Raw genomic sequence first — 16,244 nt, 5'->3', positions numbered from 1 at the left:
ACGCGTGACCGGACATATGCCGGTCTATTCCGACAAAGTGCCGGTTCTTCCGACAGGATACTTGATGCCCGAAAACGCATTGCGTGCCAAGCTTCTGATAAGAAATGTAAACTGGAAACGCACCGTCTATGACCGATCTCTCCCATCCGAACCCGCAGTTTTCCGCAGCCGATGCCGAGAAACTAGCCATTGAAGTCTTTGGCGTCACCGCAACGGCATCGCCGCTCGACAGCGAACGAGATCGCAATTTTCGCCTGGAAACCGGGACGGACGCTGACTGGATTTTGAAGATCGTCAATGCCAGCGAGCCGCAGGTCGAAAGCGAATTCCAGACCGCACTTCTGCACCATCTTTCCAACGCGGATGCAAAGCTTGCCGTTCCGCAGTTGAAGCCGAGCCTTTCCGGCGATGTGCTTGCATCGGCTGTGGCTACCGGTGGCGAGCGCCACGCCATGAGACTGGTGGGCTGGCTTCCGGGCGTTCCGCTCGCCGAAGTCAAGCGCACATTTGCATTGATGCGTAATCTGGGCCGCTCGCTTGGCGAACTGGATCATGCCTTGCAGGGCTTTATCCATCCGGGTGCCGTGCGCGAACTCGATTGGGATCTGCGCCATGCAGGCCGGGCGCGGACCCGCCTGCATTTCGTCCGTGATGCCGACAGGCGTGCGCTGCTTGAGCGCTTCATCGTGCGTTTTGAAAACTATGTCGCGCCGAAATTGTCGCGCTTGCGCGCGCAGGTCATCCATAATGATGCCAATGACTGGAATGTGCTGGTCAGCAAGAGCGACCATGAACAGATTGCCGGACTGATCGATTTTGGCGATGCGGTGCACACCGTCCTGATTGCCGAAGTCGCCATTGCCTGCGCCTATTCCATCCTCGATATGGAAGACCCAATCGGCGCGGCGGCAGCGCTGGCCGCCGGTTTCCATGAAAAATACCCGCTCAAGGCGGAAGAAATCGACCTGTTGTTCGATCTCATTGCCATGCGTCTCGTCACCAGCGTCACTTTCTCGGCTTCGCGCCACGACAAGACGGATGACAATCCATATCTCGCGATCAGCGAGGCACCGGCCTGGCGTCTTCTGGAAAAGATGGACGCGATGAACCCGCGCTTTGCCGCTGCTATTCTGCGCAAGGCCTGCGGCTTCGACGCCATTGAAGGCGCGGGTGCGGTCCGCAAATGGATTGCCGATAACAGCAAAACATTTGCTCCGATTGTGCGCCCGGCACCGGCAACCATGACCAAGGCTCTGGTGCCTTATGGCGATGCAACGCATTTCATGACGGTTGCTTCCGCTGAACAGCGCGCCGGGCAAGCAACGGAATGGTGGGATAATTTCTGCGCCGAAAACAACGTCCAGCTTGGTATCGGACCTTGGGGCGAAAAGCGCACCGTCTATACCGACACGGCGTTTGAATCGCGCTTCATCGAAGGGCAGCGCCGCATCCATCATCTGGGCGTCGATCTGTTCATGCCTGCCGGAACGCCGCTTTATACGCCGCTTGCCGCAACCGTCGTCAGTGTCGAAATTGAACGCGAGCCGCTCGGCTATGGCGGTCTTGTCAAGCTTGAGCATCGCCCGGAAGGCTGCCCGCCTTTCGTAACCTTGTGGGGACATATGGCGCATGAGGCGCTTGGCCGTCTCAAGCCGGGTCAGAAGTTGCAGGCTGGCGACCTTGTCGGCCATATGGGCGATATTCACGAGAATGGCGGATGGACTCCGCATCTGCATTTCGAAATGACGACGGATATCAATCTGACGGCAACCGAAATTCTGGGCGTTGGCGAAGCCGCCTATCTCGACGTATGGGCTGATATTTTCCCGGATGTGGCGGCGCTGGCCGGCATTCCGCCGGAAACCTTCCATCAGGATGGGCGAACCCGCGCCGAGATCATCGCGAAGCGCAAGGAAATCCTGCTGCCGAACCTGTCGATTTCCTATTCGGAGCCGATCAAGTTCGTGCGCGGCGACGGGACGTGGCTGATCGACAATTATGGCCGCGCCTATCTCGATTGCTTCAACAATGTCTGCCATCTGGGCCATGCCCATCCGGAAGTCGTGGAAGCCATCGCCCGTCAGGCGGCGCTGCTCAATACCAACACGCGCTATCTGCACGACAACATCGTCGCCTATGCTGAACGGTTGACGGCAACCTTGCCGGAGGGGCTGACGGTCGCGTCCTTTGCCTGCTCGGGCAGCGAAGCAAACAGCCTGATGCTGCGTATGGCGCGCAATCATACGGGTCGCAAGGAAGCCATCGTTCTCGACTGGGCCTATCATGGCACCACGCAGGAACTGATTGATCTCAGCCCCTACAAGTACAAGCGGAAGGGCGGCAAGGGACGGCCGGATCACGTCTATGAAGCGGTCATTCCAGACAGCTATCACGCCCCGGAAGACTGGCCGCTGGAGGAGCATGGCAAGCGCTTTGCCGAAAGCATTGCCGAACAGATCGACACTATGCGCAAGCAGGGTCGTGCGCCGGCTTTCTTCTTCGCGGAATCCATTCCGAGTGTCGCTGGTCAGGTGTTCCTGCCGGAAGGTTACCTCAGGCAAGTTTACGCTATGGTTCGCGCGGAAGGCGGACTTTGCGTTGCCGACGAAGTGCAGGTCGGTTTCGGCCGCGTTGGCAGCCATTGGTGGGCGTTTGAAATGCAGGACGTCGTGCCGGATATCGTCACCATGGGCAAGCCGATTGGCAACGGCCATCCGATGTCGGCTGTCGTGACCACGCGTGAAGTCGCAGACAGCTTCAACAACGGCATGGAATACTTCAACACCTTCGGTGGCAATCCGGTTTCCTGTGCCGCTGGTCTTGCAGTCATCGATGTGATCGAACGGGACAAGCTGCGCGAGAATGCGCTGAATGTCGGCAACTATCTCATCGACGGTTTCCGCAAGATGCAGCAGCGCTTCGATATTATCGGCGATGTTCGCGGTCAGGGACTGTTCCTCGGTATCGAGCTTGTCACGGATCGCAAGACCAAGGCCCCGGCAACGGCACTGGCCCGCAAGATCAATGACGGCGCGCGCGAACGCGGCATCCTGATGGGCACCGAGGGTCCGCACGACAACGTGTTGAAGATGCGCCCGTCCATGGTGTTCAACCGCGCCAATGCCGATCATCTGCTCAGCGTTCTCGCTGACAGTTTTGAGGCTGCGTTGAAGTAAAGTCTTCGATATCAGTGCTGATTTTCAAGGTCGCATTCCCATCCGGATCATCGGGTGGGAGTGCGGCCTTTTTCGCGCTCGGGGTTCAAGGTGTGGCGCTTGTTCTGTCGATGAGGGGCAGGGCAGTACGTTCACGCTCAACGATGTCTTTTCGTCGGAAAAAGCATCTCCTTCGCCGACAATATGCCGGTCAATTCCGGCAATGTGTCGGGTCCGCAGTCATATTGCAGGATGCTTGAAAACAACGCCTGTGCGAAGCTCTGCCGATGAAGGTTGATGGCAAACCATAAGCCTAACAATAAGACCATTCCAGAGGAAAACACAAAGCCATGAATATGAAGCTCAAGACCCTGTTTGCGGCGGGCGCCGTTGCGATTGCAGCCGCTTTTTCAGCCGTGCCCTCGCATGCTGACGAGCTGGAAAAGCTGAAGGAAACCGGTGAGTTGCGTGTCGCCATGAGCGGCGCCTATCCGCCCTTCAGCTTCACCAATGCTGATAACCAGGTGGTTGGCTTCGATGCTTCCATCGGAACGGAAATCGCCAATCGTCTGGGCGTGAAGGTCAAGCTCGTGACCACGCCGTTTGACGGCATCATTGCGGGCCTTCTGGCGAAGAAATATGACGCCGTCGTCGCCTCCATGACCATCACGCCGGAGCGCGAAAAGGCTGTCGACTTTGTGGGCCCCTACTACCATGCGGGCCGCACGGTTGTGGTCAAGGAAGACTCCTCCATCCAGAAGCTTGAAGACCTCAATGGCAAGACCGTTGGCGTGACCATGGGCGATGCCCACGAGAAGTGGGCCAAGGCACAGGGCGACCTCAATGTCCGCACCTATAAAGGTCTGCCGGAAATGCTGATCGATCTCGATGCAGGTCGCATTGATGCGCTTATCATGGACAGCATTCCGGTGAAGATCGCCGTCAAGGAAACCGGCCAGAAGGTTCGTATCGTCGATACGCCGAATATTGAAGGCGGTCGCGAGGCGCTCGGCATTGCCATTCGCAAGAACAATCCGGAACTCAAGGCTGCCATGCAGAAGGCGCTCGACGACATGCTCGCCGATGGCGGCTACGAGAAAATCTCGATGCAGTGGATCGGTAGCGATATTCGCTAAGCCGGCTTTTAATCCGGCCCGGTTTGTCCGGGCCGGCACATGCGATCTTCCGGAGTAGTTTTATGGATCTTGCGTTAATGCGGCACGTCCTCCCGTTTTTTCTGGAGGCGGCATGGGTAACCGTGCAGATTTCCGTGCTTGCTCTTGTGTTGGGATTCGTCATTGCGGGCATTCTGGTCGCCGGACGCCTTTCAAACAGTACTATTCTGCGTTTTCTATCCGGCGCTTATGTCAGCATCTTCCGTGGAACGCCCTGTCTCGTGCAGCTGTTCGTTCTGTATTTCGGTGGCCCGCAGATCGGTCTGGAACTGGAGCCTTATGCGGCTGGTGTGATCGGTCTGGGACTCAATATCGGCGCCTATATGGCCGAGTCCATTCGCGGTGCGATTGCAGGTGTTGACCGGGGGCAGGACGAAGCGGCCCGTTCAATCGGCTTTGGACGCGGACAGTCCCTGCGCCTCATCATTCTGCCGCAGGCAGCGCGCCTGATGATCCGCCCGCTCGGTGTGAATGCCGTTGCTCTGGTCAAGGGGTCGGCGCTGGTGTCGACCATTTCCGTGGTTGAACTCACCTATACGGCGCAACGTTTCATCAGCTCGACCTACAAACCGTTCGAGATTTTCGCGGTCGCTGCGGTCATTTACATGGTCATCGTCTATGTGGTGGCGTCGATTGTCGATCTGCTCGACAAGCGCTTCGCTGCACGCTGAGGGAGGACGCTATGCCAGCTCTCGATTTCAGTATCGTCGCTCCCTATACCGATCTGCTTTTGACCGGACTGTGGTGGACTTTCGTTCTTGCGGTCGCATCCAGCGCGCTGAGCTTTATCCTCGGCATCGCGTTTGCACTGGTTGTGCTTTACGCACCGGCCCTGCTCGCCTATCCGGTCCGCTTCTTCATGTGGCTCTTCATGGGCACGCCGCTGCTTTTGCAGCTCTATCTCATCTATTATGGCCTGGTGCAGATCGGCATTGATATTCCAGCACTGTTTGCCGGCATTCTCGGCCTCAGCCTGCATTTCGCTGTCTATAATGCGGATGTGTTCCGGGCGGGTATCGTCTCGGTCGATCCCGGCCAGATGGAAGGTGCGCGATCCATCGGGCTTAGCCGCGGACAGGCGCTGCGCTATATCATCATCCCGCAAGCCATTCGCAACACCATCCCGCCCATCGGCAACAACATGATCGTGCTGTTGAAAGATACGTCGCTCGTGTCGATCATCGGCATTGCCGAACTGGTTCACAGTGCGCAGATCGCCATCAGTGAAACCTATAGTCCGTTTGAGTTCTATCTGACTGCCGCCGCACTTTATTATGTGGTCAATCTCATCATGGAAGCGGGTCTGCGGCATATCGAAAGAAAAGTGGAGGTTACGCGATGAGCGCCTTGAAGCCTATGGTTGAAGTTAAGGGCGCCCGCAAAGCCTATGGTGCGCTGGAGGTCCTGAAAGGGATCGATCTTTCGGTATCGCGCGGCCAGATCATTGCGATCATCGGCCCCAGCGGTTCGGGCAAGAGCACATTGCTGCGCTCCATCAATCATCTGGAGACGCTGAATGGTGGCGAGGTCTGGCTGGATGGGCTGCAAGTCAATCAGCCGCTCAGCGGTCAGGCTTTTGAAAAGCACATCAACTCCGTGCGTCAGCAGATGGGCATGGTGTTTCAGCACTTCAATTTGTTCCCGCATCTCACTGTGCTCGAAAACATCACGCTGGGACCGACAAAGCTGAAGGGCATGTCCAAATCGGCAGCCCGCGAACTCGCGCTGGAACTGCTCAACAAGGTAGGACTCGCCAGCAAGGTGGACGTCTACCCGTCGCGCCTGTCCGGCGGCCAGAAGCAGCGCGTCGCCATTGCCCGCGCCTTGGCCATGCAGCCGAAGGTGATGCTTTTCGACGAGGCGACCTCGGCGCTCGATCCGGAACTGGTCGATGAAGTGAATGCTGTCATGAAGCAGCTTGCCGCTGAACACATGACGATGCTGATCGTCACGCATGAAATGCGCTTTGCCGGTGAGGTTGCCGACAGGATCGTCTTCATGGATGGCGGCGTTGTGGTTGAAGAAGGTGCGCCCGCAGAGGTGCTGCGCAACCCGCAGCAGGACCGCACACGCGCCTTCCTGAAAAACTATATCGCAGCCTGATCCTCTGCCCGAAATGAAAAGCCCCCGGACTTGAAGAAGTCCGGGGGCTTTGTCTTGAGGAAAGGGAGCTTGCGATCAGCTTTCCTTATGCTGTTGCGCGGCCAGTTCTTCGACGCTCATATCCGGCTCGTTACGGGTCTTGTAGAGCGAGTAGAGAACACCGCTTGCGAGAATACCGAGCGTTACCACCAGCGACAGCAACGTGTTGATGTGGACACCCAGCGGCACCAGGAAAATCTTGATACCGATCAGCACCAGAATGATCGCCAGCGATACCTGAAGATAACGGAAGCGGTTCATGGCGGCGGCAAGTGCGAAATAGAGCGCACGCAGGCCAAGGACGGCGAAGATGTTCGATGTGTAGACGATAAACGTATCCTGCGTGACGGCAAAGACGGCGGGCACAGAGTCGACGGCGAAGATCAGGTCGACGGTTTCTACCATGATCAGCGCGACCGCAAGCGGCGTCAGCCAGGTGACCAGCTTGCCGGTTTTCGGATCGGGCTTCTTGACGGTGAAATTGCGGCCATGCACTTCGCTTGTAATATTGAAGCGCTTGCGCAGGAATTTGAAGACCGCATTCTGCTCGATATCGGGCGTTTCATCCTGATGGCGGAACATCTTGAAGCCGGTGAAGACGAGGAAGGCGCCGAACAGGAACAATATCCAGTTGAACTCGTGCACGAGCGCCGCGCCCAGCCCGATGAGAACCGCGCGGAAGGCGATGACGCCCAGAATACCCCAGAAAAGCACGCGGTGCTGGTAAAGGCGGGGGATGGCGAGAAAGCCGAAGATCGTTGCGATGACGAACATATTGTCCATCGCAAGGCTCTGCTCGATCAGATAGCCGGTGTAGAATTCAAGGCCTGCCTGCGAGCCGCGTTCCCACCAGACCCAGCCGCCGAAGGCCAACGCGATCAGGACATAGAAACCGTAGAGGAGCAGGCTCTCCTTGGCTCCGATTTCGTGTTCGTCGCGATGCAGGATGCCAAGGTCGAAAACCAGCAAACCCACGACGATCGTGATGAATGCCGCCCAGAAATATACAGGTGTGCCGAGAAAATCGCCCGAAAGGGCTGAAATAAGCGAATCCATCGCCGGACCATCTCCATTTGAACAAGTGGAGCAGCCCCGACATCGCCATAGCGGAATACCATGACCAGAGGGGCCCGGCGCTGCCTTCTTCAAATGTGTATGTTTTTGTCCCGTTCAAGACCCGGATGTAAAATTTTTGTGATGGGCCATTCCACTCTGGAGCGAACCCCGCTCCAGAGTGATTTCGTTTGGCAGATCAATGCTGTGGCGCCGCAGTCTCTTCCGCGTCCGGTTCCTTGATGCGGAACCAGGTCACGTAAAGCGCTGGCAGGAACAGGAGGGTGATTGCCGTGCCGGCGATGATGCCGCCCATCATCGCATAGGCCATCGGCCCCCAAAACACTTCACGCGCGATGGGGATAAGCGCAAGGCTTGCCGCCGCCGCCGTCAGCGCAATGGGGCGCATACGATGCTGGCTGGCAATCATCACCGCATCCCACGGTTTCATGCCTTCGGTGATGTGCTCCTCAATCTGCACGATCAGGATGACCGAGTTTCGGATCAGAATGCCAATCAGCGCCAGCACGCCCAGAATAGCGACGAAACCAAGCGGTTTACCGCTCGGCAGAAGCGCTGCAACCACGCCGATCAGGCCGAGGGGCGCAACCGCGACGACAAGGAACAGACGCTGGAAACTCTGCAATTGCAGCATCAGCACCGTCGCCATCACGAACAGCATCAGCGGAACAACGGCTGCAATCGGTCCCTGGCTCTTGCCGCTTTCCTCAACCGTACCTGCTGTCTGGATGTAATAGCCAGCCGGTAGCTTGTCGGCGAAAGCCTTGATGGCAGGACCCAGATCTTTCACGATCGTATCCGGCATCGTTTTGTCGATGATGCCTGCCGCTACCGTGATGGTCGGGATGCGCGACCGCCGATAGATGACGGGCTGCTCCAGTTCGTAACGGAAATTGGCGATGGATGCGAGCGGCACTGAGGTGCCGTTGCCCGTCGCAATTTGCAGGCTCTGCAATGTGTCGATGGAATCGCGTTCGTGCTTCTGCGCGCGCACGATGACATCGATCAGATAGATCGAATCCCTCACCTGCGTAATCGTGATGCCGCCGACGACGCCGTTCAACGTCGTCGCAATATCCTTGGAAGAAATGCCAAGCTTGCGCGCCTTGTCCTGCATGACATCGACGCGGATCACGCGACCGGGTTCGTTCCAGTTATAGTTCACCACGCCCAGTCGTTGGTCGGCACTGAGAATACCGGCAAAATCCTGCGCTATGCCACGCAGTTTCTGAATATCGGGGCCGGAAATGCGGTATTGCACAGGGCGGCCGACCGGCGGTCCAAGCTCCAGAAATTTCACATAGACGTCGGTGCCGACATAATCCTTGCGGAAGACCTCATCGAACTTGGCCTTCAAGCGGTCACGCGCTTCCACATCCTTGGCGACGACGACCATCTGGCCGAAATAGGGATTGTTCGGCTGCACGTCGAAGGAAAGAATGAAGCGGATTGCGCTTTGCCCGACATAGGTGCTCCAATGCTCGATATCGGGATTATCCTTCAGCATCGTTTGTTCGAAACGCTCCATCTGCGCCCGCGTTTCGGCGATGGAGCTGTTTTGTGGCAAGGTCCAGTCGAGAACCAGTTCCGGACGATCCGATTGCGGGAAGAACTGCTGTTCGATGAAGCGCATCCCGAAAACAGAAACCGCAAACAGGAGGATCGTGGTGACGATGGTCACCCAACGATAGCGCATCGCCAGCAACAGCGCCTTGGAAAAGGCTTCAAAGAAGCGACTGCGCTTTTCCGCATGAGGTTTCATTTTCTTCGGCAGGAAGGTGACGCCGAGCAGCGGTGCAAACAGAACCGCGACAATCCATGAAACCACCAGCGAGACCGCGATCACCACAAACAGCGTGAAGGTATATTCGCCAGCCTGACTGGAATTGAGGCCGATTGGAATGAAGCCCGCAATGGTCACAAGCGTGCCGGTCAGCATCGGAAATGCCGTATGCGAATAGACGTAAGTTGCGGCCTTGTTGATCGGATCACCGAATTCCAGTCGCGCCACCATCATTTCGACCGCAATCATGGCGTCATCGACCAGAAGGCCGAGTGCGATAATGAGCGCGCCGAGCGACACACGCTGGAGCGAAATATCCAGAAGCGACATCGACAGGAAGGTGATTGCGAGCACAAGCGGGATCGAGAGCGACACCACGAAACCGGCGCGCAAGCCAAGGCTTACAAAACTGACCGCAAGCACGATGACCACGGCTTCGAACAGCGCGCTGGTGAAGCCGGAAACGGCTTCCTTCACGACATGCGGCTGGTCAGCCACCTTGAATACCTTGACGCCGACCGGCAGTTCCGCCGTTACCTGCTGCATCATCTTGTCGAGCGCTGCACCAAATTCGAGCAGATTGCCGTTCGGCTTCATGCCGATGCCAAGGCCGATGGAATCCGCGCCATTGACGCGGAAGATGGATGTTGGCGGATCGACATAACCGCGTGTGATGGTCGCGACATCGGAAAGGCGGAAGAACCGGTCATTGACGCGCAGATTGACTGCGCGCAGATCGGCTTCGGAATTGAACTGGCCGCTGACGCGGACACTGATCCGTTCCGGTCCTGCCTGTACGACGCCGGAGGGCGTGATTGCGTTCTGGTCCTGCAAGGCTTGCAGCACGGCTTGCTGGTCGAGACCGAGCGCCGCCACCTGCCGCGTCGAGAATTCGAGATAGATCGCTTCGTCCTGCGCGCCGATCAGCTCGACCTTGCCGGCATTGGGCAGCGTCAAAATCTTGGCGCGCACGTCTTCGGCATAGTCGCGCAGCTGCCGCATCGACAGGCCGTCGGCGGTGAAGGCGAAGATATTGCCGAAAACATCGCCGAACTTGTCGTTGTAATAAGGCCCGTAAACGCCGCTCGGCAGGTCCGGCTTGATGTCGTCCAGCATATGGCGGACTTCGTTCCAGGCGTCGGTGACCTGTCGTTTACGCACCGTATCCTTGAGGAAGACGAAGACGACCGACTGGCCCGCAGTGGTGACGCTGCGCGTATAATCCAGCGTGTCGAGTTCTTCTAGCTTCTTCTCGATGCGGTCGGTCACCTGATTGAGCGTTTCTTCAACCGACGCGCCCGGCCAGTTGGCCTGCACCACCATCGTCTTGACGGTAAACTCCGGGTCTTCTTCGCGACCGAGATCGAGATAGGATACGAAGCCCGCGACCAGAAATACGAGCATGAAATACCAGACCAGCGATCTGTGGTTCAAAGCCCAGTCGGACAGATTGAATCCCTTTTTCACAGGCCAGTTCCTTTCTGGTCCAGACGGACTTTCTGTCCTTCTTTCAACTCATGTACGCCGGCAATCGCCACATAGCTTCCGACTTCGACGCCACCGGCGACGAAATTGCTACCCTGCCGCTCGATGACCTGAACATCGTGCAGCGAAACGGTCTGCTTGTCGGGATCGATGATCCAGATGCTTGTCTTGCCACTATCCTCGCGCAAAGCCTGGAGCGGCAGGCGCACCAGATTTTTTTCCGGCGTTGCAAGAGCCGCCCGAATGGTCGCGCCAAGGCGGAAACCGTCGGGCGGATTATCGAGCGCAATTCTCACCCGGCGGCTGCGCGTCTGCGCATCGGCCTGCGGAGCCACTTCCCGCACAGTGCCTGCACCGGTCACGGACGGGTCGGCCTGAAGCTGCACATTGAAGGCAGCGCCGGGCGCAAAATACTGGGTCATGCTGTCGGGAATATCGACCACGGCTTCGCGAATGTCCGGGCGCGCCACCGTCATCACGGCCTGACCCGCGGACACGACCTGTCCGACCTCGGCATTGGTTGCCGAAATCACCCCGTCATAGTCCGGGCGCAATACGGCATAGCTGCGCTGGTCCTGCGCCTTCTTCAGCCCGGCCCGGGCCTTTTCCAGATTGGCGTTGGCGCTGTCGCGCGCCTGTCTCGCGGCATCGTAATCGGCCTGGGAAACATTGTTGCCTTGCAGCAAAATGCGCTGCCTTTCCTCACTGGCCGAGGCATTGGCAAATTGCGCCTCGGCGCTTGCGAGATCTGCCTTTGCCGACTGGATCGCCAGATCGAGCGTTGACGGATCGAGCGTCGCGACGGTTTCACCCTTCTGCACCAGATCGCCCACCTGCACCGGGCGGCTGATAATGCGCCCGAGCACGCGGAAGGCGAGGTCGGTCGAATAGCGCGGCTCGATCGTACCGGCAAAACCGGCCTGCGTGGCGGGCCGTGGTTCGACAACCATGTAGAGAACCGGGCGGACGGGTTCAGCCTTGGCGTCGCCCTCATCGCTCTTGCCGCAAGCAGCAAGCGCAATCGTAGCCATCAGGACGGCAACGCGCATGAACGGCAGGGTAACGGGCTTTCGGATATCTCGCGTCATTGCGCAACCGCCCCTTCCTGCGTCTGCATGATTTCGGTCGGCTCACCCGAACGCAGCATCTGTGCGCCCTTCGTGACGATCAGTTCGCCGTCGTTCAGACCGCTATCAACGATCACCCGTTCCTTTTCATAGGAAAGCACGGTGATCGGCACCAGCGTTGCGACATTCGTATCCCCAGCCACACGCCACACGGCGGCGTGCCCGGCGTCGGAGGTCATGGCGCTCCATGGCAGGACGATGACCTGACGGTTCTCCATATGCACGGTGCCGGTTACAGTCGCGCCCAGCGCCATCTGTGGCGGGGTGCGCGCGATGCCGACCTTGACCCTGACCGTGCCCGTCTGCGCATCGACGACGGGAGAAATTTCGCGGATTTGACCTTCGGCAACCACTGAGGCATCCGACAGAAGCGCGATTGTCACGCCCATGCCGTCCTTGGCATGGTTCACCAGCGTTTCCTGCACGTCGAAGACGGCATCGCGGGGGCCATCTTCAGCAATGGAAAATGCCGTCTGTGCGGCCTGTATCACCTGACCCGCCTCGATGTTGCGCGCTGTCACGACACCGGAAACCGGGGCGCGCAGTTCGGTATAGGACAGCTGATCGCGCGCGTCGCTCAGCTGGCTCTCGGCGCTCGCCAGCGTGCTTTGCGCAGTTTGCAGGGTCTGGTTTGCCTGATCATAGGTGCTGCGGGTCGTGAAACCTTGAGCCAGCAGCGCCTTCTGGCGTTTGAAATTGGCATCCGCCTGAACGAGTTGCGCTTCAGCCGCATCCTTCGAGGCTTGAGCGACACGCAGATTGGCCTGCTGTTCGGCATCGTCAATGCGGGCGATCAGTTCGCCCTTGTCGACATGCTGGCCGATCTCTGTTTTGCGCTCCACAACCTGCCCGCCGAGCCGGAACGATGTGTTGACCAGCGAACGGGCTTCGATCGCACCGGACAGCGTCAATTTAGGCTGATAATCGCTTGCCGCGACTTTCATCACCGCAACCGCAACCACGTTGCGGGAATCAGCATGGGCTGGAACGACAAATGTCATTGCCGACATGCAGAATGCAAAAGCAGCCGTGGTTCCGAATATGACGCTTCGTCCAGAGCGGAGGAAACGGAAGGAAGGTTTTGCAATCATTGAACGATCCCGGTGGTTCGCATGCCCGGGAGAATGCAATCAAACGGGTTTCAACGAAAGCATATTTTTTTACGTTTGCGTCAAATTAATTCGGTAGCGGGCTTCGTTCAGGCACCGCTACCGGCATGGGGGCGTTCTCCATTGGCGAGCCGTTGTTCGATTGCCTCTATGACCGGAAGAAGATCGGCAACCGTATCGATGATGTAGTCTGGCCGGTGCCGGGAGAGAACGGCAGATGCCTTTTCGCGCAACGTGTTTTTTTCGGCCTCGCTCATTTTGGCCAGTTCGTCCGGCGTGACGCCCGCTTCGTTGCCGCTCAGCGACACGCCCACGGTCCAGCATCCGGCTTCCCGCCCTTCGTCTATCCCGACGCCGGTATCGTCAACCTTGACGACAGCCTGCGCTGGCCAGACGTCGAGATCGAGAAAGCACCGATACATGTTCATCGGAGTTGGGCGTCCGTGCGGCAAATCTCCGGCGCAGACCAGATTGTCGGTTTCATACCCTTGCGCCTTGGCAAGCGGCAGGACGCGCTCCATGATCGAGCGGGTGTAACCGGTCGTGGAACCGATCTTGAGACCCCGTTCGCGTAATGCGCGGGCCGTCTCTGCGGCACCCGGCACCAGATCGGCATATTGATCGACAACCTTTTCGTTCAGCGGAACGAAGACATCATAGACGGCCTGAATGTCGGACTGTGTCGGTGCGTGGCCGTGATGTGCTTTCCATGCGGCATGAATGCGCGGCTGCGCCAGCATGGCTTCGATGTGGTCCCACTTCGGGCGGCCCATGGGTTCACGCGCCTCGGCAATCGAAACCTCAATGCCGAATTGCGCGAATGCTTCCACAAACACGCCCATCGGGGCGAAGGAACCGAAGTCGATGACCGTGCCTGCCCAATCGAACACGACTGCTTTGAGATGTCCCATGACGGCTCCGTTTCTATGCGTAGAGTGAATTGACGACCTGCTCACCGAGCGCGAAGCCTGTGGAAGCACCAGTGCCGCCTGTGACCATGACGAGGCGGATATTGTCGGCGGGCTCGTCAACCATGACCACGCGGTCGCTGGCCGAGGCATAGGTTCCGCACCAGCGCCCGATGACCTCGCGGCCCGGCAGATCGAATATCTGGTCGAAAGCTTCCATGATCAGCGTATCGAAGCGTTCCTGTGCAAAGGGTTCCGGGGCATTGCCATAGACATGGCTGTCACCCACAACCAGCGAACCACCGGCGGATTGCACGGCGATCAGATGAATGCCACCGCGGCGCATTTCGCCAAGTTCGGCATCAAGACGGTCGCAGAGCGCCTTGGCTTCCGGCAGATCGGCAAAGCCCTCATAGCGGCCAAAGCTCAGGTCAGACATGACGGCCGCGCCGAAACGCGCGGTTTGGGCTGGCATGACGCGCAGCATCTGCAATGTGCAGATGCGCAGATCATAGGCGGCGATGCGTTCTGGAAACAAACTCGAAAAGTCGTCGCCGGGGCACACAATGCAGGCTTCCGCTTCGATGACGCCGCGACTGGTGGCAATTTTGTTGCCTTCAATGGCATTGACGGCGGTATTCCAGTGGAAGGTGACGCCGTGGCGGCGTTCCAGCCACGCGGCAATTTTCGGGATGGCATCGCGCGATTCGACGCGCAGTTCATGCGGGCTAAAGAGCGCACCGCGCATTCCTTTCGCGCGGATCGACGGGACATGTTCCAGCGCTTCGCCAGGCGTCAGCCTGCGGCAGTCTTCGCCCATCGGCGTTTTCAGAAATGCTTCCAGCACGCTTTCCGCTTCCTCGCGGTAAGCAGGCATGACCAGTCCGCGATGGACGATTTCGATACCGGCATCGTCGGCAATCTCGGCCCAGATATCGCGGGCGCGCCGTGCCCGTGCCCAGTGATCGCCAGCCTTCTGGCCGGATATGGTGACGAAGCCAAAATTGCGGATCGATGCGCCAACAGCCTTGGCATTGCGCTCGACGACAACGACCTTCTTGCCTTTTCGGGCTGCGGCAAGCGCGGTGGAAAGGCCGACAATGCCCGCACCGACAACCAAAAGATCGTATGTATTCTTCATCTGGGTTCTGTCCTTACCGAAACACATATCCTGCCATGGCTGATAGATATTTCAGTTTGATGACAGTCGGCATGTGATGAGGGGCCGACAGAAAGTCTTGGGGGAAAGTAAGAAGGCATACGACCGACGAAATTACGTCACGAAACCGTCATGAGGGACTTCTAGTATTCCGTGCAATTGCGCGGAGCCACTACGGCTTCGGGGATAATCTTCAGCTTATGGTGTGAACATGTTCGAGAACAGCCATCTGGACCGTATCAAGGCGGAAATCGCCGACAGTTTCGATGAAGAGCTGGAAATGCAGATCGAGGAAGAGCGTCTGGACGCAATGGTCGCCGAGGGCATGTCCGGCCCTGCCGAGCAGACGCTGGAGCGCCGCCTGTATTTCCGCGAGTTGTTTCGCCTCCAGCATGAGCTGGTCAAGCTTCAGGACTGGGTGCAGCACAAGAAGCTCAAGGTTGTCGTGCTGTTCGAAGGCCGCGATTCTGCTGGCAAGGGCGGCGCGATCAAGCGCGTGACTCAACGCCTCAATCCACGTGTCTGCCGCGTTGTCGCGCTGCCTGCACCGACCGAACGCGAGCGCAATCAGTGGTATTTCCAGCGCTACGTGCCGCATCTGCCGACCGCTGGCGAAATGGTTCTGTTCGACCGCTCCTGGTATAATCGCGCCGGTGTCGAGCGGGTCATGGGCTTCTGCACCAAGGACGAACTGGAAGAGTTTTTCCGCTCCGTTCCCGAGTTCGAACGCATGCTGGTGCGTTCCGGGATCATTCTCATCAAATACTGGTTCTCGATCACCGATGAGGAGCAGGAATTCCGCTTCAACATGCGTATCCACGATCCGCTGAAGCAGTGGAAGCTTTCTCCGATGGACCTTGAAAGCCGCGTGCACTGGGAAGATTACACCAAGGCCAAGGAAGAGATGCTGCATCGCACCCATATTGAGGAAGCGCCATGGTGGGTTGTGGAAGCCGTCGACAAGAAGAAGGCGCGCCTCAACTGCATTGCGCATCTTCTGACGCAGATACCTTATGAGGATGTGCCGAAATCTGCCATTCATCTGCCGGAACGCGTGCGTCATGATGATTATGTGCGTCACCAGACCCCGTCCGAAATGTATGTGCCGGAAGTCTATTGAACATTAC

Annotated in this window: 12 protein-coding genes; 6 read left to right on the top strand and 6 right to left on the bottom strand. The window is 58.1% G+C overall.

Translation table 11 applies throughout. From position 1 onward, the window contains the following. Nucleotides 1–128: 128 nt before the first annotated feature. The 5 genes from FGI60_RS16760 (at nucleotide 129) to FGI60_RS16740 (ending at nucleotide 6,433) form a co-directional block, all read left to right on the top strand. Complete coding sequence (locus FGI60_RS16760) at nucleotides 129–3,176, top strand: aminotransferase class III-fold pyridoxal phosphate-dependent enzyme (protein WP_138786166.1); 3,048 nt, start codon at nucleotides 129–131, stop codon at nucleotides 3,174–3,176. 329 nt (nucleotides 3,177–3,505) lie between these two features. Continuing rightward, nucleotides 3,506–4,291 carry an ABC transporter substrate-binding protein gene (locus FGI60_RS16755; RefSeq protein ID WP_138786165.1) on the top strand — a complete coding sequence of 262 codons (786 nt, stop codon included), beginning with the start codon at nucleotides 3,506–3,508 and terminating at the stop codon, nucleotides 4,289–4,291. Nucleotides 4,292–4,353: 62 nt separating this feature from the next. Continuing rightward, the gene (locus FGI60_RS16750) at nucleotides 4,354–5,001 is read left to right on the top strand and encodes an amino acid ABC transporter permease (protein WP_138786164.1); all 648 of its coding nucleotides are present in this window, start codon (nucleotides 4,354–4,356) and stop codon (nucleotides 4,999–5,001) included. Nucleotides 5,002–5,012: 11 nt separating this feature from the next. Continuing rightward, complete coding sequence (locus FGI60_RS16745; RefSeq protein WP_138786163.1) at nucleotides 5,013–5,672, top strand: amino acid ABC transporter permease; 660 nt, start codon at nucleotides 5,013–5,015, stop codon at nucleotides 5,670–5,672. Then, entirely contained in the window at nucleotides 5,669–6,433 is a 765-nt protein-coding gene (locus FGI60_RS16740) for an amino acid ABC transporter ATP-binding protein (RefSeq protein WP_138786162.1), read from the top strand. Before FGI60_RS16745 ends, FGI60_RS16740 begins: the two co-directional genes overlap by 4 nt. 75 nt (nucleotides 6,434–6,508) lie before the next feature. Here the strand turns inward: FGI60_RS16740 and FGI60_RS16735 are convergent, their stop codons facing one another. The 6 genes from FGI60_RS16735 to FGI60_RS16710 form a co-directional block, all read right to left on the bottom strand. Continuing rightward, entirely contained in the window at nucleotides 6,509–7,528 is a 1,020-nt protein-coding gene (locus FGI60_RS16735) for a TerC family protein (RefSeq protein ID WP_138786161.1), read from the bottom strand. 196 nt (nucleotides 7,529–7,724) lie between these two features. Further along, on the bottom strand, nucleotides 7,725–10,796 hold the full coding sequence (locus FGI60_RS16730; protein WP_138786160.1) for an efflux RND transporter permease subunit: 3,072 nt from the start codon (nucleotides 10,794–10,796) through the stop codon (nucleotides 7,725–7,727). Next, nucleotides 10,793–11,863: an efflux RND transporter periplasmic adaptor subunit gene (locus FGI60_RS16725; protein ID WP_138786251.1), complete on the bottom strand. Its 1,071-nt coding sequence runs from the start codon at nucleotides 11,861–11,863 to the stop codon at nucleotides 10,793–10,795. The genes FGI60_RS16730 and FGI60_RS16725 overlap by 4 nt, the downstream gene beginning before the upstream one ends. A 35-nt stretch (nucleotides 11,864–11,898) precedes the next feature. Then, the gene (locus tag FGI60_RS16720) at nucleotides 11,899–12,951 is read right to left on the bottom strand and encodes an efflux RND transporter periplasmic adaptor subunit (protein WP_374843539.1); all 1,053 of its coding nucleotides are present in this window, start codon (nucleotides 12,949–12,951) and stop codon (nucleotides 11,899–11,901) included. A 188-nt stretch (nucleotides 12,952–13,139) separates the two neighbouring features. Further along, nucleotides 13,140–13,961: a phosphonoacetaldehyde hydrolase gene (phnX, locus tag FGI60_RS16715; protein ID WP_138786158.1), complete on the bottom strand. Its 822-nt coding sequence runs from the start codon at nucleotides 13,959–13,961 to the stop codon at nucleotides 13,140–13,142. Between the two features lie 13 nt (nucleotides 13,962–13,974). Further along, entirely contained in the window at nucleotides 13,975–15,099 is a 1,125-nt protein-coding gene (locus FGI60_RS16710) for a TIGR03364 family FAD-dependent oxidoreductase (protein WP_138786157.1), read from the bottom strand. Between the two features lie 229 nt (nucleotides 15,100–15,328). On the opposite strand from FGI60_RS16710, the gene ppk2 reads away from it, so the two are divergent. Continuing rightward, nucleotides 15,329–16,237 (top strand): polyphosphate kinase 2, encoded by a 909-nt coding sequence (gene ppk2, locus FGI60_RS16705; protein WP_078338237.1) that lies wholly within the window; start codon nucleotides 15,329–15,331, stop codon nucleotides 16,235–16,237. The last annotated feature ends 7 nt before the right edge of the window (nucleotides 16,238–16,244 follow it).

Origin of the sequence: Brucella haematophila (assembly GCF_005938105.1) — a bacterium.
In the GTDB taxonomy this organism is placed as follows: Bacteria; Pseudomonadota; Alphaproteobacteria; order Rhizobiales; family Rhizobiaceae; genus Brucella; species Brucella haematophila.
This window is presented reverse-complemented; position numbering and strand designations above follow the sequence as displayed.